Below are 20,896 nucleotides of genomic sequence, written 5' to 3'. Positions count from 1 at the left end.
GTCATCCGCTCGGGCGAGTCCCGAAACGCTGAGGAGTAGCGATGTCCGACGAAGAGAAGCTCCGCACTTACCTCAAGCGCGCCACGGCCGACCTGGGAGTGCTCAGTAGGCGCCTCGCCGACATGGAGGAGGCCGCGCGCGAGCCGATCGCGATCATCGGCATGGGCTGCCGCTACCCGGGCGGAGTGGAGTCCCCGGACGGCCTGTGGCGGCTTGTCTCGGACGGTGTCGACGCGATCACCGAATTCCCGCCGGACCGTGGATGGGACGTCGTCCACGACCCTGACCCGGACCGGCCGGGCACGACCTACAGCCGGTCGGGCGGCTTCCTCGCCGACGGCGCCGGCTTCGACGCCGGGTTCTTCGGCATCTCGCCGCGCGAGGCACTGGCGATGGACCCGCAGCAGCGGGTGCTGCTGGAGACCGCCTGGGAGACCTTCGAGTACGCCGGCATCGACCCGACCACACTCGGCGGCAGCCGCACAGCCGTGTTCACCGGCCTGTGGTCCTCCGGCTACGGCAACCAGCCGCCGCCGGACCTCGAAGGCTTTCTCGCCACCGGAACAGCCACCAGCGCCACGTCCGGGCGGGTGTCGTATCTGCTGGGGCTGGAGGGTCCGGCGGTGTCGGTGGACACGGCGTGCTCGTCGTCGCTGGTGGCGATCCACCTGGCGGCGCAGGCATTGCGGGCGGGGGAGTGTTCGCTGGCGTTGGCCGGTGGTGTGACGGTGATGGCGACGCCGGCGGGGTTCGTCGAGTTCTCGCGGCAGCGGGGGCTTGCCGCCGATGGGCGGGTGAAGGCGTTCGCCGAGGCGGCCGACGGTACGGCGTGGGGTGAGGGTGCGGGGTTGGTGCTGCTGGAGCGGTTGTCGGACGCCCGTCGCAACGGTCACCGGGTGCTGGCGGTGGTGCGGGGTTCGGCGGTGAATCAGGACGGTGCGTCGAACGGGCTTGCGGCGCCGAATGGTCCGTCCCAGGAACGCGTCATCCGGCAGGCGTTGGCGAATGCCGGACTGTCGACGGCGGACGTGGACGCGGCGGAGGCCCACGGCACCGGGACCACCCTTGGCGATCCCATCGAGGCCCAGGCACTCCTGGCGACCTACGGTCAGGGGCGGGACGAGCCGTTGTGGCTGGGGTCGGTGAAGTCGAACATCGGCCACACCCAGGCCGCCGCCGGTGTGGCGGGTGTGATCAAGATGGTGATGGCGATGCGGCACGGTGAACTGCCGCGGACCCTGCACGTGGACGCGCCGACCTCCCACGTCGACTGGTCGGCGGGCCGTGTCTCACTGCTCACCGAGGCCCGGCCGTGGCCGGAGACGGGGCGTCCCCGCCGTGCCGGCGTGTCGGCGTTCGGCATCAGCGGCACCAACGCGCATGTGGTGATCGAGGCGGCTGCCGAAGAGCCGGTCGAGGTTTCGACGGGGTCCGCAGGCGGGGTGGTGCCGTGGGTGTTGTCGGGGAAGTCGGATGTGGCGTTGCGGGAGCAGGCACGTCGGCTGGGGGCGTTCCTGGCCGGGCATCCGGGGGTTGGCGCGGTTGCGGTGGGTCGGGCGTTGGCGGGGCGGTCGCGTTTCGATCACCGTGCGGTGCTGAGCGGTGTGGAGGCGTTGGACGCCCTGGCGGAGGGCGGTACGGCGCCGGGTCTGGTCACCGGGACCGTCCGTCCGTTGGGTCGGTCGGTGTTCGTGTTTCCGGGGCAGGGTGCGCAGTGGGTGGGGATGGGCGGGGAGTTGTACGGCTCGGAGCGGGTGTTCCGGGAGGTGATCGATGCGTGTGAGGCGGCGTTGGCGCCGTTCACGGACTGGTCGTTGGTGGAGGTGCTGGTCGGTGGTGGGTCGTTGGAGCGGGTGGATGTGGTGCAGCCGGCTCTGTTCGCGGTGATGGTGGCGCTGGCGGAGTTGTGGCGTGCGCATGGTGTGGAGCCTGATGCCGTGGTCGGGCATTCGCAGGGGGAGATCGCGGCGGCGTACGTGGCGGGGGCGTTGTCGTTGGAGGACGCGGCCAAGGTGGTCGCCCTGCGCAGCAAGGCCCTGGTCGCCCTGGCGGGCCAGGGCGGGATGGTGTCGGTCGGCCTCGGGCATGAGCAGGCCGCCGGGTTCGTGGCCCGCTGGGACAACCGGCTGACCGTGGCGGTGGTCAACTCGGCGGACAGCGTGGTGGTATCGGGTGATCGGGACGCGTTGGACGAACTGCTGGCGGCCTGTGAGGCCGACGGCGTCCGCGCCCGCCGCCTGCCCGTCGACTACGCCGCCCACTCCGTCCAGGTCGAGGCGATCCGTGAGCACCTGCTCACCGACCTCGCCGGCATCACACCGCACCCGGCGGCGATCCCGTTCTACTCCACGGTCACCGGCGAGCCGGTCGACACCTCCGCCCTCGACGCCGCCTACTGGTACCGCAACCTCCGCGAACCCGTGCTGTTCGACCAGACCACCCGGCTGCTGCTCGACCACGGCCACACCGTCTTCGTCGAGATCAGCCCGCACCCGGTCCTGGTCTCCGCCGTCGAGGAGACCGGTCACCACCACGGCTCCGACCTCCTCGTCACCGGCACGCTCCGGCGCGACCAGGACGACTTCCTCACCTCGCTCGGCCGCCTGCACGTCCATGGTGTCCCGGTCCACTGGCGGTTCCCGGACGACACCGAGCCCGTCAGCCTGCCGACGTACGCCTTCCAGCGCCGGCCGTACTGGCTGCGGCCCGTCCCGACGGCGTCGGGCGACCACCCCCTGCTCAGCACGTTCGTGGAACTGCCCGACGGCGCGGTGCTCAGCGGACGGATCTCGCTCGCCACCCACCCGTGGCTGGCCGACCACGCCGTGCGGGGCTCCGTCCTCCTGCCCGGCACCGCGTTCGCGGAAATGGCGGCCTACGCGGCCGGCCGGCTCGGCCACGCGGTCGAGGAGCTGGTGCTCGAAACGCCGCTCGTCCTCGACGACACCCCGGTGCACCTCCAGGTCGTCGTGGGCCCCGAGAACGACGGCCGCAACCCGCTCACGGTGTACTCGCACGACGGCGACGAGTGGGTGCGGCACGCCACCGGGACCCTGGGCGAGGAGCCGGTGCTGAGAGCCTGGGACTGGCTGCCGGCCGGTGAGACCCTCGACGTCGACGGGCTCTACGACGCGTTGTCCGTGCTCGGCTACGAGTACGGGCCGGCGTTCCAGGGCGTCACGGCGGCCTGGCGGGTCGGCGACACCGTCTACGCCGAGGTGGAGCTTCCCGCCGAGGAACCGTTCGCCCTGCACCCCGCGCTGCTCGACGCCGCACTGCATCCCATGGCGTTCCTCACCGACCGCACCGGCCTGCCGTTCGCGTTCGCCGGAGTGGCGATACGGCCCGCGGGCAGCCGGACGCTGCGCGTACGCCTGTCCGCCACCGGGCCGGACACGTACACCGTGGCCGTCGCCGATCCGGACGGCACCCCGGTCGCGGACATCACCGCGCTGACCGTCCGGGACGCCACCGCCGTCCCGGACAGCCTGTACGCACTCGACTGGCTGCCCTTTGAATCGTTGGCCTTCGAACCGGCGTCGACGGGCGGCGACCCCGCGGACCTGGTCGTCCACGAGGTGACCGGGCCGGAGCCCGAGGCGGACACCGTCGAGGCGGCGTACGAGAGCGCGCGGAGCGTACTCGCCGTGATCCGGGATCACTTGGCGGGTGAGCGGACGCGGCTGGCCGTCGTCACCCGCAACGCCGTCGCCGCCGCGCCCGGTGACGTGGTCGGCCTCCACCACTCGATGGTCTGGGGCCTGGTCCGCGGCGCGCGGGCCGAGCACCCCGACCGGCTCGTCCTGGTCGACGCCGACCCGACCTGGGACCCCGCGCTGATCGCCGGCACGGACGAGCCGGAACTGGCGGTACGCCAAGGGGCGCTGCGCGTCCCCCGCCTGGTCCGCGTCGGCGCGAGCCTCACCCCGCCGGACGGGACCTGGCGGCTGGAGGACACGGGCACCGGCAGCATCGACGACCTGGCGCTGGTGTCCCGCCCGGAGCTCATGGAGCCGCTGGGGCCCGGGCAGGTCCGGATCGCCATGCGGGCGGCCGGACTCAACTTCCGGGACGTGCTGATCGCCCTCGGCGTCTACCCCGGCGAGGCCCTGATGGGCGGCGAAGGCGCGGGCGTCGTCCTCGAAACCGGCCCGGACACCCGGTTCCGGCCCGGCGACCGCGTCATGGGCCTGGTCCCCGGCGCCTTCGGCCCGGTCACCGTCGCCGACCAGCGGCTGCTGGTCCGGATGCCCGACGACTGGCCGTTCGCCAGGGCCGCGTCAGTGCCCGTGGCGTTTCTGACCGCCTGGTACGGCCTGCGCGACCTGGGCGGGCTGAACGCCGGTGACCGGGTCCTGATCCACGCCGGCACCGGCGGCGTCGGCATGGCGGCGATCCAACTGGCCCGGAAGCTCGGGGCGGAGGTGTTCGCCACCGCCGGGCCGGCCAAATGGCACACCCTGCGCGCCCTGGGACTGGACGAGGACCACATCGCCTCGTCGCGCACCCTGGAGTTCGAGCAGAAGTTCCCGCCCATGGACGTGGTCCTGGACTCGCTGTCCGGCGAGTTCGTCGATGCCTCCCTGCGGCTGCTCGGGCCCGGCGGCCGGTTCGTGGAAATGGGCAAGACCGACATCCGCGACGCGGCCGACCATCCCGGCATCGTCTACCGGGCGTTCGACATCGCCGACGCGGGGCCGGAACGGCTCGGCGAGATCCTGGACGCCGTCGTACGGGCCTTCACGGACGGCGGGTTCGCACCGCTGCCGTTGGACGTACGCGCGCTCCGGGACGCGGTCGACGTGTTCCGGTTCATGAGTCGGGCCGCTCACGTGGGGAAGATCGTTCTCACTGTTCCTCAGCCGGTCGACCCCGAGGGCACCGTGCTGATCACCGGTGGTACGGGGACGCTGGGGGGTCGTGCGGCCCGGCATCTGGTGGCCGAGCGGGGTGTGCGGCACGTGGTGCTGGTCAGCCGTAGTGGTGGTGGGGCGGCGTTGTGCGAGGAGCTGGCCGGGCTGGGCGCGGAGGTGACCGTGGCCGCCTGTGATGTGGCCGACCGGGACGCGCTGGCGGCCGTGCTGGACGCGATCCCGGCCGCGCACCCGCTGACCGCGGTCGTGCACGCGGCGGGCGTGCTGGACGACGCCGTGGTCGAGTCCCTGACCCCCGAACGTCTCGCCGCGGTCTGGGAGCCCAAGGCACGGGCGGCGTGGAACCTGCACGAACTCACCCGGGGACGGGACCTGACGGCGTTCGTCCTCTTCTCCTCGGCGGCCGGGACGCTCGGCAGCCCCGGGCAGGCCAACTACGCCGCGGCCAACACCTTCCTCGACGCCCTCGCCGTGCACCGGCGCGCCCTCGGACTGCCGGCGACCTCGCTGGCCTGGGGCTACTGGGCGGAGGCCAGCGGCATGACCGGGCACCTGACCGGTGTCGACCAGGACCGGCTGATGCGAGCCGGGGTCGTACCGCTGGCCACCGACCACGCCCTGTCACTGTTCGACGCGGCCCTGGCCACGGACCGGGCCGCGCTGGTGCCGGCACGCCTCGACCTGTCCGTGCTGGCGGGCGCCCCGGCGGCCCCGGCGGCCCTCAAGGGCCTCATATCCCGCAAGGCGGCCCGGCGCCCGGCGCGGCACGGCGCGATCGCCGACCGCCTGCGGACGCTGCCGGAGGCCGAACGGCTGCGAGCCGCACTCGACCTGGTCACCGCCAACACCGCCGCCGTGCTCGGGCACAGCGAACCGGGGGCCGCGTGGGACCGGCAGCCGTTCAAGGACCTCGGCTTCGACTCCCTGACCGCCGTCGAACTGCGCAACCGGCTCAACACCGCCACCGGCCTGCGCCTGACCGCCACCGTCGTCTTCGACCATCCCACCCCGGGGCAGCTCGCGGAGCACCTGCTGAGCCGGATCCTCGACGGGGGTGTGGCGTCGGCGGCACCGGTGGTGCCCGCGGTGTCGGTGTCGGACGATCCGGTGGTGATCGTGGGCATGGGGTGCCGGTTGCCGGGTGGGGTGGGGTCGCCGGAGGAGCTGTGGGGTCTGGTGTCGGGCGGGATGGATGCGATCGGGGCGTTCCCATCGGATCGTGGGTGGGATGTCGAGGGGTTGTTCCATCCGGACGCGGATCATCCCGGGACGTCGTACACGCGGTCGGGTGGTTTTCTCGCGGACGCGGCGGGGTTCGATGCCGATTTCTTCGGGATCTCCCCGCGTGAGGCGTTGGCGATGGATCCGCAGCAGCGGGTGCTGCTGGAGACCGCGTGGGAGACGTTCGAGGACGCGGGGATCGATCCGACGTCGTTGCGGGGCAGCCGGACGGGTGTGTTCACCGGCATCTGGTCCTCCGGCTACGGAGACCAGGCGCCCGCCGACTCCGAGGGCTACCTCGGCACGGGCGCCGCGACCAGCGTGACCTCCGGCCGGATCGCCTACCTGCTCGGGCTGGAGGGCGCGGCGGTCTCGCTGGACACGGCTTGCTCATCCTCGCTGGTGGCCCTGCACCTGGCCGCGCAGGCACTGCGCTCGGGGGAGTGCTCACTGGCCCTGGCCGGCGGGGTGACGGTGATGGCGACCCCGCTGGGGTTCACGGAGTTCTCCCGCCAGCGCGGCCTGGCCCCTGACGGCCGGGTGAAGGCGTTCGCCGAGGCGGCCGACGGGACGGCCTGGGCCGAGGGCGCGGGCCTGCTGCTGTTGGAACGCCTGTCCGACGCCCGCCGCAACGGGCACCGGGTGCTGGCGGTGGTACGGGGTTCGGCGGTCAACCAGGACGGCACCTCCAACGGCCTCGGGGCGCCGAACGGTCCGTCGCAGGAGCGGGTGATCCGTCAGGCGCTGGCGAACGCGGGGCTGTCGACGGCGGACGTGGACGCGGTGGAGGCGCACGGCACCGGCACCACGCTCGGTGACCCCATCGAGGCGCACGCGCTTCTGGCGACCTACGGTCAGGACCGGGACGAGCCGCTGTGGCTGGGCTCGGTGAAGTCCAACATCGGCCACACTCAGGCCGCCGCCGGCGTGGCGGGCGTGATCAAGATGGTCATGGCGATGCGGCACGGGCAACTGCCGCCGACGCTGCACGTCGACGAGCCGACCTCGCACGTCGACTGGGAGTCCGGCAACATCCGGCTGCTCACCGAGGCCCGGCCCTGGCCCGACAACGGCCACCTGCCTCGCGCGGGCATCTCGGCGTTCGGCATCAGCGGCACCAACGCGCACGTCGTCATCGAGGCGGCTGCCGAGGAGCCGGCCGGGGTTTCGACAGGGTCCACGGGCGGGGTCGTGCCCTGGGTGCTGTCGGGGAAGTCGGAAGCGGTGCTGCGGGAGCAGGCGCGCCGGCTGGGCGAGTTCACCGCAGTACGTCCCGAGGTGAGCCCGGCGGCGGTCGGGGGCGCTCTGGCTGCCCGCACCGTGTTCGAGCACCGGGCCGTGGTGCTGAGCGGTGTGGAGGCGTTGGACGCCCTGGCGGAGGGCCGGTCGGCGCCGGGTCTGGTCACCGGGACCGCCCGCCCGGTGGGTCGGTCGGTGTTCGTCTTTCCGGGGCAGGGTGCCCAGTGGGTGGGTATGGGCGGGGAGTTGTACGCCTCGGAGCCGGTGTTCCGGGAGGCGATCGACGCGTGTGACGCGGCGTTGGCGCCGTACACGGACTGGTCGTTGGTGGAGGTGCTGACCGGCGGTGGTTCGCTGGAGCGGGTTGACGTCGTGCAGCCCGCGCTGTTCGCGGTGATGGTGGCCCTGGCCGCGCTGTGGCGTGCGCACGGGGTCGAGCCCGATTCCGTCGTCGGGCATTCGCAGGGTGAGATCGCCGCCGCGTACGTCGTCGGGGCGTTGTCCCTGGAGGACGCGGCCAAGGTGGTCGCCCTGCGGAGCAAGGCGCTGGTCGCTCTGGCCGGCCAGGGCGGGATGGTGTCGGTCGGCCTCGGGCACGAGCGGGCCGTCGAGTTCGTGGCCCGCTGGGACGACCGGATCACCGTCGCGGTGGTCAACGCCCCCGGTTCGGTCGTCGTCTCGGGCGATCTGGACGCGCTGGAGGAGCTGCTGGCGGCCTGCGAGGCCGACGACATCCGCGCCCGGCGCCTGCCCGTCAACTACGCCGCGCACTCGGCCCAGGTCGAGGCGATCCGCGAGCAACTCTTCACCGACCTCGCCGACATCACACCGCGCCCGGCGACGATCCCGTTCTACTCCACGGTCACCGGCGAGGAGATCGACACCTCCGCCCTCGACGCCGATTACTGGTACCGAAACCTTCGCGAACCCGTGCTGTTCGACCGGACCACCCGGCTGCTGCTCGCCTCGGGCGGCGACCCCGTCTTCGTCGAGATCAGCCCGCACCCGGTGCTCACGCCCGCGCTGGAGGAGCACGAGGCGGGTGTGGTGACCGGGACACTGCGCCGCGACCACGGCACCCCGGCCGAGTTCCTGGCCGCCGCGGCGCGGCTGTTCGTCGCGGGTGTGCCGGTGCGGTGGCCGTTCCCCGAAGGGGAGCCGGTGGCGCTGCCCACCTACCCCTTCCAGCGGACGCGGTTCTGGCTCGCCGGAGGCGCGGGAGACGTGTCCGCGGCCGGGCTCGACCCGGTGGACCACCCGCTGCTCGGCGCCGCTGTCGAGGTGGGCGAGCAGCGGGTCCTGACGGGTCGGCTCTCCCTGGCCACCCACCCCTGGCTCGCGGACCACTCCGTACTGGGGACGGTGCTGCTGCCCGCGACGGCGTTCGTGGAACTGGTGGTGCACGCGGCCGGGGCGGCCGTGGAGGAACTGGTCCTGGAGGCGCCGCTGATGTTGCCCGCGGACGGCGCGGTGGACGTGCAGGTCGTCGTGGGCGAACCGGACGGGACCGGCCGCCGCACGGTCGACGTCCGGTCCCGTACGGACGGTTGGGTGCGGCACGCCACCGGCACGGTGAGCGGGCAGCCTGTGGTTGGGCGGGCCGTGGCCGGGCAGGAGCTGACGCAGTGGCCGCCGGCCGGCGCGGAACCGGTCACCGGGCTCTACGACACGCTCGCCGCGGCGGGCTACGAGTACGGGCCGGCCTTCCAGGCCGTGCAGGCGGTGTGGCGCCGCGGCAAGGAGGTGTTCGCCGAGGTCACCGTGCCGGACGCGGCCCGGTTCTCCGTCCATCCGGCGCTGCTGGACGCCGCCCTGCAACCGCTGGCGCTGCTGTCCGGCACGGAAGGCGACGTGCGGCTGCCGTTCTCGCTGGGCGGGATCGCGGTCCACCGCACCGGCGTGACCTCCGCGCGCGTGCGGCTGACGGTGGTGCGCCCCGGCACGTACGCCGTCCACCTGGCGGACCGGTCCGGCGAGCCCGTGGCGACCATCGAGGCGCTGACCACCCGTCCGATGGCCGAACGCGGCCCGCTGTACGCCCTCGACTGGATTCCGCTGACCCCCGGCGAAGGCGCGCTCGGCGACGCCGTCGTCTCGCCCGGCTCGGTCGCCGAGGCGCTGACGGCCCTCCAGGACTTCCTGGCCGGGCCCGGCGAACGGCTCGTGGTGCGCACGCGGGGCGCGGTCGCCGTCGTTCCCGGTGAGGGAGTGAGCGACCCGGAAGCCTCGGCCGTATGGGGCCTGGTCCGGTCCGCGCAGTCCGAGCACCCCGGCCGATTCGTGCTCGTGGACGCCGACGAGCTGCCCGACGGCCTGTCGGTCGGCGACGAGGACCAGATGGCGGTGCGCCGGGGGGCCGTCTACGTGCCCCGGCTCGTGCGCTCCGCACCGGAGGCGTTCGACGGACGGCTGACGCAGGCGGGCACGGGCAGCCTGGACGACCTCGCCTTCCTGCCGTACGAGCAGGCCCCGCCCGGGCCCCGGGAGGTGCGCGTCGCCGTGCGGGCGGCCGGCCTGAATCTCCGGGACGTACTGATCGCCCTCGGCGTCTACCCGGACCCGGCGCTGCTCGGCAGCGAGGGCGCGGGCGTCGTCACCGAGGTCGGCGCCGAGGTCGCCGGGCTGCGGCCGGGTGACCGGGTCGCCGGGCTGCTGCCCGGCGCGTTCGGCCGGGTGGCCGTCGCCGACCACAGGGTGCTGGTGCGCATCCCCGACGAGTGGACGTTCACCCAGGCCGCCACTGTGCCGATCGCGTTCATGACCGCCTGGTACGGCCTGCGCGACCTGGGCGGGCTGAAGGCCGGTGACCGGGTGCTGATCCACGCCGGGGCCGGCGGCGTCGGCATGGCGGCGGTCCAGCTCGCGCGGCTTTGGGGCGCGGACGTCCACGCGACCGCCGGCCCGGGCAAGTGGGACGCGCTGCGCGCCCTGGGGCTGGACGAGGATCACATCGCCTCGTCCCGGACCCTGGAGTTCGCCGACCGGTTCGGACCCTTCGACGTGGTGCTGAACTCGCTGTCCGGTGAGTTCCTGGACGCCTCCCTGCGGCTGCTCGCGCCCGGCGGGCGGTTCGTGGAGATGGGCAAGGCCGACATCCGGCCCGGCGTGCTGGCCTTCGACCTGGCCGACGCGGGACCGGAACGGCTGGGGGAGATCCTGGCCGAGGCCGTCCGGCTGCTCGGCGCGGGCGAGCTGCGTCTGCCACCACTCACCACCTGGGACGTCCGCCGCGCGCGGGACGCCTTCCGGTTCATGAGTCGGGCCGCTCACGTGGGGAAGATCGTTCTCACTGTTCCTCAGCCGGTCGACCCCGAGGGCACCGTGCTGATCACCGGTGGTACGGGGACGCTGGGGGGTCGTGTGGCCCGGCATCTGGTGGCCGAGCGGGGTGTGCGGCACGTGGTGCTGGTCAGCCGTAGTGGTGGCGGGGCGGCGTTGTGCGAGGAGCTGGCCGGGCTGGGCGCGGAGGTGACCGTGGCCGCCTGTGATGTGGCCGACCGGGACGCGCTGGCGGCCGTGCTGGACGCGATCCCGGCCGCGCACCCGCTGACCGCGGTCGTGCACGCGGCGGGCGTGCTGGACGACGCCGTGGTCGAGTCCCTGACCCCCGAACGTCTCGCCGCGGTCTGGGAGCCCAAGGCCCGGGCGGCGTGGAACCTGCACGAACTCACCCGGGGACGGGACCTGACGGCGTTCGTCCTCTTCTCCTCGGCGGCCGGGACGCTCGGCAGCCCCGGGCAGGCCAACTACGCCGCGGCCAACGCCTACCTCGACGGCCTGGCCGCGTACCGGCGCGCCCAGGGCCTGCCGGGGGTGTCGCTGGCCTGGGGCTACTGGGCCGAGACCAGCGGGCTGACCGGGCAGATGTCCGAGGCCGACGGTGAACGCCTCGCCCGCGCGGGCCTGCTGCCGATGGCGACCGACTACGGACTCGGGCTGTTCGACGGGGGCCTGGACACCGCGGAACCGGCGGTGGTCGCGGCCCGACTCAAGGTGTCCGCACTGGGCGACCGGCCGGTGCTGCGCGCGCTGGCACGCGCCCGCAGACCGGTGCCGACCACCGGACTGGCGGGCGAGCTGGGATCGCTCCCCGAGGCCCGGCAACGCGAGATCCTGCTCGACCTGGTCAGGACCCACGCCTCGGCCGTGCTGGGCCGCAGCGACGAGATCGGTGGCGACCGGGCCTTCAAGGACCTGGGCTTCGACTCGCTGACCGGCGTGGAGCTGCGCAACCGGCTCTCCACGGCGGTCGGGACCCGGCTGACGGCGACGATGGTCTTCGACCACCCGACCCCGGCCCGGCTGGCCGAATACCTGCGTGAGGTGGTCCTCGGCAAGGAGCGCCGGACGGTCGCGCCCGTGCCGGTCGGTGTTCCGGTGTCGGACGATCCGGTGGTCGTGGTGGGGTTGGGGGCCCGGTACCCGGGTGGTGTGGGGTCTGCCCGGGAGCTGTGGGACTTGGTGTCCGGTGGGGTGGAGGCGGTGGGGGAGTTCCCGTCGGACCGTGGGTGGGACGTGGGTCGTCTCTACGATCCGGCCGGTGGTCCCGGGACGTCGTACACGCGGTCGGGTGGTTTTCTCGGGGACGCGGGTGGCTTCGATGCCGGGTTCTTCGGGATTTCGCCGCGTGAGGCGTTGGCGATGGATCCGCAGCAGCGGGTGCTGCTGGAGACGGTGTGGGAGACGTTCGAGGACGCGGGGATCGATCCGACGTCGTTGCGGGGCAGCCGGACGGGCGTCTTCACCGGCATCTGGGCATCCGGCTACGCGGGCGGAGTGGACCAGATCGCGCGCGACGCGGACGGCTATGTGGCCACCGGCACGGCGACGAGTGTGACCTCCGGGCGGGTGTCGTACCTGCTGGGGCTGGAGGGTCCGGCGGTGTCGGTGGACACGGCGTGCTCGTCGTCGCTGGTGGCGATCCACCTGGCGGCGCAGGCGCTGCGCTCGGGGGAGTGCTCACTGGCCCTGGCCGGCGGTGTGACGGTCATGGCGACGCCCGCCGCCTTCATCGACTTCTCCCGCCAGCGGGGGCTCGCCGCCGATGGGCGGGTGAAGGCGTTCGCCGAGGCCGCTGATGGTACGGCGTGGGGTGAGGGCGCGGGTGTCGTGCTCATGGAGCGGCTGTCGGACGCCCGCCGTAACGGCCATCAGGTGCTGGCGGTGGTGCGGGGTTCGGCGGTCAATCAGGACGGGGCGTCCAACGGCCTGACCGCGCCCAACGGCCCGTCGCAGGAACGCGTCATCCGCCAGGCGCTGGCGAACGCCGGCTTGCAGGCGTCCGAGGTGGACGCGGTGGAGGCGCACGGTACGGGGACGACGCTCGGTGACCCCATCGAGGCGCAGGCGCTGTTGGCGGCGTACGGCCGGGACCGGGTGGAGCCGTTGTGGCTGGGGTCGGTGAAGTCGAACATCGGCCACACGCAAGCCGCCGCCGGTGTGGCGGGTGTGATCAAGATGGTGATGGCGATGCGGCACGGTGAACTGCCGCCGACGCTGCACGTCGACGCGCCGACCTCGCACGTCGACTGGTCGGCGGGCCGTGTCTCCCTGCTGACCGAGGCCCGGCCGTGGCCGGAGACGGGGCGTCCCCGCCGTGCCGGCGTGTCGGCGTTCGGCATCAGTGGCACCAACGCGCACGTGATCCTTGAGGCACCGGCCCCGGAGCCGGCCGAGAAGACGTCGCCCGAGTCCGCTGCCCACGATCCCGCTTCCACGTCCGCCCCCGCGGCCGTCGTGCCGGTGCCGTGGCTGCTGTCGGCCAAGTCCGAGCAGGCGCTCCGGGCCCAGGCCCGCAGGCTGCAGGCGTACACGGCCAAGGCCCCCGACGTGGACGGAATCGGCGCCGCGCTCGCCGCGCGGACTCGGTTCGCCCACCGGGCCGTGGTGACCGGACCGGAGGCACTGGCGGCCTTGGTGCGCGGGGAGGCGCATCCCGGGCTGGTGATCGGCGAAGCCCGCGACTCGGGCAGGTCGGCGTTCGTGTTCTCCGGTCAGGGTGGCCAGTGGGCGGGGATGGGGCGGGGCTTGTACCGCGAGTTCCCGGTGTTCGCGCGGGCGTTGGACGAGGTGTGCGGGTTGCTGGGGTTGCCGGTGGAGGTGCTGTTCGAGGACGGGGAGGGGGTGCTGGGGGAGACGGAGTTCACCCAGGGTGCGGTGTTCGCGCTGGAGGTGGCGCTGTTCCGGTTGGTGGAGTGGCTGGGTGTGCGGCCGGACTTCGTGGTGGGGCACTCGGTCGGTGAGGTGGCGGCGGCTCATGTGGCGGAGGTTCTGGGGCTGGAGGGCGCGTGTGCGCTGGTGGGGGCGCGGGGCCGGTTGATGCAGGGGTTGCCCGGTGGTGGGGCGATGGTCTCGCTCCAGGCGTCGCTGGAGGAGGTGGAGGGGTCGCTGGTGCCGGGGGCCGAGGTGGCGGCGGTCAACGCGGTGGACGCGGTGGTGGTGTCGGGGGACGAGGCCGCGGTGGAGGCGGTCGCCGAGGTGTGGCGGGGCCGTGGGCGCCGGGTGCGGCGGCTGGAGGTGAGTCACGCGTTCCATTCGGCGCGGATGGATCCGGTGCTGGAGGAGCTGGGCCGGGTGGCTGCGGGGCTGTCGTTCGGTGAGCCGGTGATCCCGGTGGTCTCGACGGTGGCCGGGCGTCCGGTGGACCTGGGGGAGCCCGGGTACTGGGTGCGGCAGGCGCGGGAACCGGTCCGGTTCGCCGATGCCTTGGAGTGGCTGGCGGGCCGGGGTGTTACGGGGTTTGTGGAGGTGGGTCCGCATCCGCTGTTGGTGGGGAACGGGTTGATGCGGCGTGGTGGTGATTCTCCGGAGCGGTTGTTCGCGGGGCTGGGGCGGTTGTGGGCGGACGGCGCGGTGCGCTGGACGCCACCCGCGACGGCGACGGCGACGGCGGGGACGTCGGATGTGCGTGTGCCTTCGTACGCCTTCCAGCACCAGCACTACTGGCTCCGGCCCACCACCCCGTCGGAGGGCCCCGACGCGCCCGACCACCCGCTGCTGCGGTCCCTGGTGAAGCTCCCCGACGGGCAGGGCGTGGTGCTGACCGGGAAACTCTCCGCGTCCGTCCACCCGTGGCTGGCCGAGCACACCGTGCTCGGTTCGACGCTGCTGCCCGCGATGGCGTTCGTGGACATGGCCGTCCACGCCGGCGAGCACACGGCCAGCCCCGTACTGTCCGAGCTGGTCCTGGAGGCGCCGCTCGTGCTGTCCGAGTGCGACGGGGTGCACGTGCAGGTCACCGTCGGCGCGCCCGACGACACCGGACGCCGGCCCGTCACCGTCCACTCCCGCACCGCCGCCGAGCCCGACGAGTGGACCCGCCACGCGACCGGCGTGCTCGGTCCGCCGGCGGACCGGGCGACACGGGCCGACCGGACGGCCGTGCCCGGGGCGGACGACGGCGAGGCCGCGCCGATCGACATCGGCTCGCTCTACGACCGGCTCGCCGAAGCCGGCTACGACTACGGGCCGACCTTCCAGGGGCTCACCGGCATCCGGCGGCACGGCGAGGACCTGCACGCCGAGGTGAGCTTCCCGGCGGACCCCGCGCAGCTCACCGGTTACCGCGTCCACCCCGCGCTCCTGGACGCCGCCATCCAGCCGCTGACCCTGCTCGCCGGCCTCGCCGCCGAGGACGGCGGCGCCGGCGGCAGCCCGGCGCGGCTGCCCTTCTCGTTCTCCGGTGTGTCGGTCACCGGGTCGGCCGCGACGGTCCGCGTGGTGCTGCACCCGACCGGGCCGGACACCTGCGCGGTGCGGATCACCGACACCGCCGGGACGCCGGTCGTGAGCATCGACGAGATCGTCCTGCGGCCCGTCGAAGCGGCGGGTCACGGGGCCGGGCGCCGGCCGAACACGCTGTTCGCCGTCGACTGGACCCCGATGGCGGCACCGGACGGCCCGGACACCGAGACGGTCCTCCACGAGGTCGTCGGCGAGGGCGAACCGGTCGCGGCCGCCCACGCGGTGACCCGGGAACTGCTCGGCAGGGTCCGGGAGTTCCTGGCCACCGACACGCCGGACCGGCTCGTGGTCCTCACCGGCGACGACCTCGCCTCGGCCGCCGCCCGCGGCTTCCTGCGCAGCGCGCACAGCGAGAACCCCGGGCGGATCCTGACCGTCCGGCACGACGGCACGGCCGCGTCACGACGGGCGCTCCCCGCCGCGGTGCGCGCCGCCGTGAGCGACGGCGAGCCCGAGATCCGGTTGCGCGACGGAACCGCCCTCGTGCCGAGGCTGGTGAGGGCCGCCCCGGCCGCCCCGACCGGGCCGGCCGGACCCCTGGACGGCGCGCCCCTGGACGGCACCGTGCTGATCACCGGCGGCACCGGCACCCTCGGCGTCCTGGTCGCCCGGCACCTGGTCGCGCGGCACGGCGCCCCGCACGTGGTGCTCGCCGGCCGCCGCGGCGTCGAGCCGCCCGGGCTCCGGCAGGAGCTGGGCGCCGCCCTCACCGTGGTCGCCTGCGACGCCGGTGACCGCGGGGCACTGAGGGATCTCGTCGCCTCGATCCCCGACCTGCGGGCCGTCGTGCACGCCGCCGGGGTCGTCGACGACGCCCTGGTGGGATCGATGACACCGGAACAGATCGACACGGCACTGCGCCCGAAGGCCGATGCCGCGTGGCACCTGCACGAGGCCACCGAGCACCTGGACCTGCGGGCGTTCGTGCTGTTCTCCTCGGCGTCCGGGGTGTTCGGCGCCCCCGGGCAGGCCAACTACGCCGCCGCGAACGCGTTCCTCGACGCGCTCGCCGAGCACCGGCACGCGCGCGGTCTGCCGGCCACCTCCCTGGCCTGGGGCCAGTGGGCCGAGTCCAGCGGCATCACCGGGAACCTGACCGGGGCCGACCACCGCCGGCTGGCGAGGACCGGGATGCTGCCGCTGGCCACCGAGCAGGCCCTCGACCTGTTCGACACCGCCCTGTCCGGCGAACGCCCGGCGCTGGTGCCGGTCCGCCTCGACCTCGCGGCGATCGACACCCCGCCCGCGCTGCTGCGCGGACTCGTCCGGCCGCGGCGCGCGCCGGCCCCGGCGGCCGGCCCCGGCGGCCTGCGGGCCAGGCTCGAAGCCCTGCCCGAGGCCGAGCAGCGCGCCCTGCTGCTCGACCTGGTCGTCACGCACAGCGCGAGCATCCTCGGGATGGCCCCCGGCGGGATCGACGACCCGCGTCAGCTGTTCCGCGACCACGGCGTCGACTCGCTGACCGCCATCGAGCTGCGCAACCGGCTCAACGCGGCCACCGGGCTCCAGCTCCCGGCGACCCTCGTCTTCGACTTCCCGACGCCCGAACAGCTCGTCAACCACCTCTACGGGCAGCTGTGCTCGCCGGAGAACCGGGTCGCCGGGCCGATGGAGCGCCTGCTGCGCAAGGCCGTCGACGTCGGCCGCGCGCAGGACGGCCTCGACCTGCTGGCCACGGCGTCCCGGCTGAGCCCGGCCACCGACGCGCCCAAGGCCGAGGCGGTCGCCCTCGCGGCCGGCTTCCTCCAGCCGTCGCTGGTCTGCCTGCCGTCCGCGCTGGCGTCCAGCGGCATCGAGGAGTACGGGCGGTTCGCCGCGGCGCTGGAGGCGGTCCGCGACGTCACGGCGGTCACCCTGCCGGGCTTCGCCGGCGACCCGCTGCCCGCGGACGCCGACGTCCTGGTCCAGGTACTCGCCGAGGCCGCGTCGGCCGTCGCCGCGCCGGTGCTGGTCGGCCGTTCGGTGGGCGCGTGGCTGGCGCTGGCGACCGCCGGGGAACTGGAACGGCGGGGGGCCCGGCCCAGCGCCGTGGTGCTCATCGACGGCTACCCCGACGACCTGCCGGGTGTGCTCACCGGCATGCTCGACGCCGGCCACCAGGTCCAGCCGGTCGACGACGACCGGCTGGTGGCGATGGGCCGTTACCTCGATCTGGCCGGCGCCCCGGAGCCCGTCACCGCGCCGGTGCTGCTGGTGGGCACCGGGAAGCGCTCGTGGCCCCGGCTGTCCACCACCGCCCAGGAAGTGCTCACCGTCTCGGGCGACCACTTCACCGTACTGGAGGAGCACTCCGCGGCCACGGCACTGGCCATCAGCACATGGCTCCTCGACTTCAGCGGATACGGGGCCGGGTTGTCCGCACTCAGGGGAAAGGACTACGCATGATCTGGGACAACGTCTACATCGGCGGAACGGGGCGATATCTGCCGCCCCGCACGCCCGCGACGCAGGCCGTGCCGGACACCGCGACCATGCGGCGGCTGCTCGCGCTGTCGGACTTCGTGTCGTTCACCCGCTCCGACGACGTCACCGAGCACGCGATGGCCGTGCACGCGGCGATCGGAGCCCTGCGCGAGTCCGGCCTCAGCGGCGCCGACATCTCCATGGCCGCCTACGCCCAGATGGACCACCAGGACCACATGGCGTCCTCCTGCCACCTGCAGCGGGTCCTCGGCCTCGGCCACGCCCTCGTCTACGAGGTCGAGGCGACCAGCAACGGCGGCTCGGCCGCGCTGCAGTCCGCCGCCGCGCACCTGGTGGCCGACCCGGCCGCGACCGCGACCCTGGTCACGGCCACCGCCCGGTTCCTGCCGCCGCGGTGGGAACGCTGGCAGCCCACCATCGGGATCTTCCTGGCCGACGGTGCGGTCGCGGCCGTGCTCAACCGCGAGGGCGGCCGGGCGCGGCTGGTCGCGACCGCCAACAGCTCCGCGACCCAGATGGAGGTCCTCGCCACCCCGACGATCCCGGACCCCGAGGGCCACCGCAACCGTACGCCGATCGAGGTCACCGGCCTGGCCCCGTATCTGACGCTGATGAGCGGGGCACTGGTCACCGCGGTCGAGCAGGCCGCCGAGGAGGCCGGCGTCGGCGTCGCCGACATCACCAGGTTCGTCGTCACCGGTCTGGGCCTGGCCCAACTGGAGGTCGTCGTGCTGGAGCCGCTCGGCATCGACCTGGGCCGCACCACCTGGCCGATGCTGCGCGAGCTCGGCCACGTCGGGCCGTGCGACCAACTGCTCGGCATCGACCAGCTGCTGCACGACGAGACCCTCAATCCCGGCGACACCATCATGTCGATCGGCCTCGGCATGGGCTCGCGGTTCACCGCCTCCCTGCTGGAAGTCACCGAGCCGCCCAAGCCCCGTACGACCACCACCTTCACCGAGCCGGTGCGCGCGCAGGCCCCGCCCGCCGACGCGTACGTCATCGACCCCTCGGGCGGCGACATCTTCGGCGAGGCCGCTGCCTTGCGCGAGCGCGGCCCGGCCACGCCCGTCGAACTGCCCGGTGGCGTGTCGGCCTGGGTCGTCACCGGGCACGACCTGGCGAAGAAGCTGCTGCTCGACCCGAAGGTCTCCAAGGACGCGAACAAGCACTGGCCCATGTGGCGCGACGGCGACATCCCGCCGGACTGGCCGCTGATCATGTGGGTCGCGATGCAGAACATGTTCACCGCCTATGGGGCCGACCACACCAGGCTGCGCAGCCTGGTGGCCAAGGCGTTCACCCCGCGCCGCATCGAAGGGATGCGGCCGCGCGTCGAGGAGATCACGGCCGGCCTGATCGCCGACCTGGCCACGGTGCCGCCGGGGCAGACGGTCGACCTGCGCGCACGGTTCGCGTTCCCGCTGCCGATCCAGGTCATCACCGGATTGTTCGGGTTGACCGCGCAGACCGGCGCGGACCTGCGGCGGCTGGTGGACGCGGTGTTCAGCCTCGACGCGGACCCGGCGGGCGTGCAGGCCGCCTCCGGCGAGCTGTACATGCTGCTCAAGGAGCTCGTGGCCGCCAAACGGCGCGACCCCGGCGACGACATGACCAGCGACCTGATCGCCGCGCAGGAGGCGGACGGCACACGACTGTCCGAGCGGGAACTGCTGGACACCCTGCTGCTGACCATCTCCGCCGGCTTCGAGACGACAGTCAACCTGCTCGACCACGCCGTCCACGCGCTGGCCACGCACCCGTCCCAGCTCGCCCTGGTCCGGTCCGGGACCAGCACGTGGGAGGACGTGGTGGACGAGACCCTGCGCTGGCAGGCGCCGGTGCCGAACCTGCCGCTGCGGTACGCCGTGGAGGACATCTCCGCGGACGGCGTGCGGATCCGCAAGGGCGAGGCGATCCTGCTGTCCTACGGCGCGGCCGGCCGCGACCCGGCGCAGCACGGGGCCGACGCGGAGGACTTCTCCGTCACCCGGCAGTCGCGGGCCGACCACCTCACCTTCGGGCACGGCGTGCACTACTGCCTCGGCAGCCCCCTGGCGAAGCTGGAGGCGACGACGGCGCTGTCCGCGCTGTTCTCCCGGTTCCCCCGGCTGCGGCTGGCCGTCCCGTCGTCCGAACTCGAGCCGCTGGGTTCCTTCTTCACCAACGGGCACAAGACTCTGCCGGTCATCCTGGAGGAGAGCTGATGGCCCATTTCGCCTTCGTGAGCGCGCCCGCGTCCGGGCACGTGAACCCGACCCTGCCGCTGGTCGAGGAGCTGGTCCGGCGCGGTCACCGGGTCAGCTACGCCACGGGACCAGCCACCATGGACGCCGCCTTCGCCGCCGGGGCGTCGCCGGTGACCCTGCCCTCGCAGCTGCCGCCCGACATGGCGGCGCGGGGCGAGTTCACGGCGGAACAGCTCGCCGTGACGATGGAGTACTACCTCGACGACGCGCGTGCCTCTTTCCCCGTCCTGGCCGAGCACTTCTCGGCCGACCCGCCGGACGCGGTGTGCTACGACTCGGTGACCTTCACCGGGAGGATGCTGGCGAACCTGCTCGATGTGCGGGAGGTCTCCCTGGTGCCGACCTTCGCGGAGAACGAGTCCTTCTCGGCGGCGCAGGTGTACTTACCGGCCGACTTCGACCACACCAACCCCCGGCTGGTGGCCGCGATTCAGGACATGGGGAAGTTCGCGCAGGGCCACACCTTCCTCGAGGACCCGAACCTGATGTTCGGCCACGTGGCCCCGACGAGCCTGGTGTTCATCCCCCGCGAGTTCCAGATGTCGGGGGACACCTTCGACGAGCGCTTCCACTTCGTCGGGCCGTCGCTGAGCAGCCGGCAGACCGCTGAGGAGTGGAGCCCCCGGTCGCAGGCCCCGGTGCTGCTGATATCGCTGGGAACCGTCTTCAACGACCGGCCCGAGTTCTACCGGACCTGCATCGAGGCGTTCGGGGACAGCGACTGGCAGGTCGTCATGGCGGTGGGCGGGCTGGACCAGGAGTCGCTGGGCCCGATCCCGGCGAACGTCGAAGTGCACGCGCACGTGCCGCAGGTGGCGGTGCTGCGACACACCGAGGTGTTCCTGAGCCACGCCGGGATGAACTCGGCGATGGAGTCTCTCTACCACGGGGTGCCCTTCGTGGCGGTGCCGCAGATCCCGGAACAGCGGGCGATCGCCCGGCGGGCGGAGGAGCTGCGGGTCGGCAGGACGCTCGCCGAGCCGACCGTGCAGGGCCTCCGCGACGCCGTCCAGGACGTCCGGTCCTGCCGCCCCGGGGCGGCGGCCCTGAGCCGGATCGTGCGCGGGGCGGGCGGCGCGTCAAAGGGGGCGGACGTCCTGGAGAAGCTGCTGACGCGGTAGCGGCCGGACTCCACCGGGCAGT

The 20,896-nt window shown here is 73.6% G+C and carries 2 protein-coding genes and 1 pseudogene; all 3 read left to right on the top strand.

Annotation, left to right across the window (positions count from 1 at the left end; genetic code table 11):
* Positions 1 to 83: 83 nt before the first annotated feature.
* Positions 84 to 17,462 (top strand): annotated as a pseudogene (locus ACZ6EM_RS03725) (SDR family NAD(P)-dependent oxidoreductase); the annotation flags it as partial.
* Positions 17,459 to 19,711: a cytochrome P450 gene (locus ACZ6EM_RS03720; protein ID WP_465771549.1), complete on the top strand. Its 2,253-nt coding sequence runs from the start codon at positions 17,459 to 17,461 to the stop codon at positions 19,709 to 19,711. The pseudogene ACZ6EM_RS03725 and the gene ACZ6EM_RS03720, both read left to right, overlap by 4 nt.
* Positions 19,711 to 20,874, top strand: a complete 1,164-nt coding sequence (locus tag ACZ6EM_RS03715) for a macrolide family glycosyltransferase (protein ID WP_465771548.1) — start codon at positions 19,711 to 19,713, stop codon at positions 20,872 to 20,874. Before ACZ6EM_RS03720 ends, ACZ6EM_RS03715 begins: the two co-directional genes overlap by 1 nt.
* Positions 20,875 to 20,896 lie beyond the last annotated feature (22 nt).

The organism is Kitasatospora sp. NPDC041917 (genome assembly GCF_055589745.1).
Note: the sequence above shows the minus strand (reverse complement) of the source record. Positions and strands in the feature narration are given on the sequence as shown.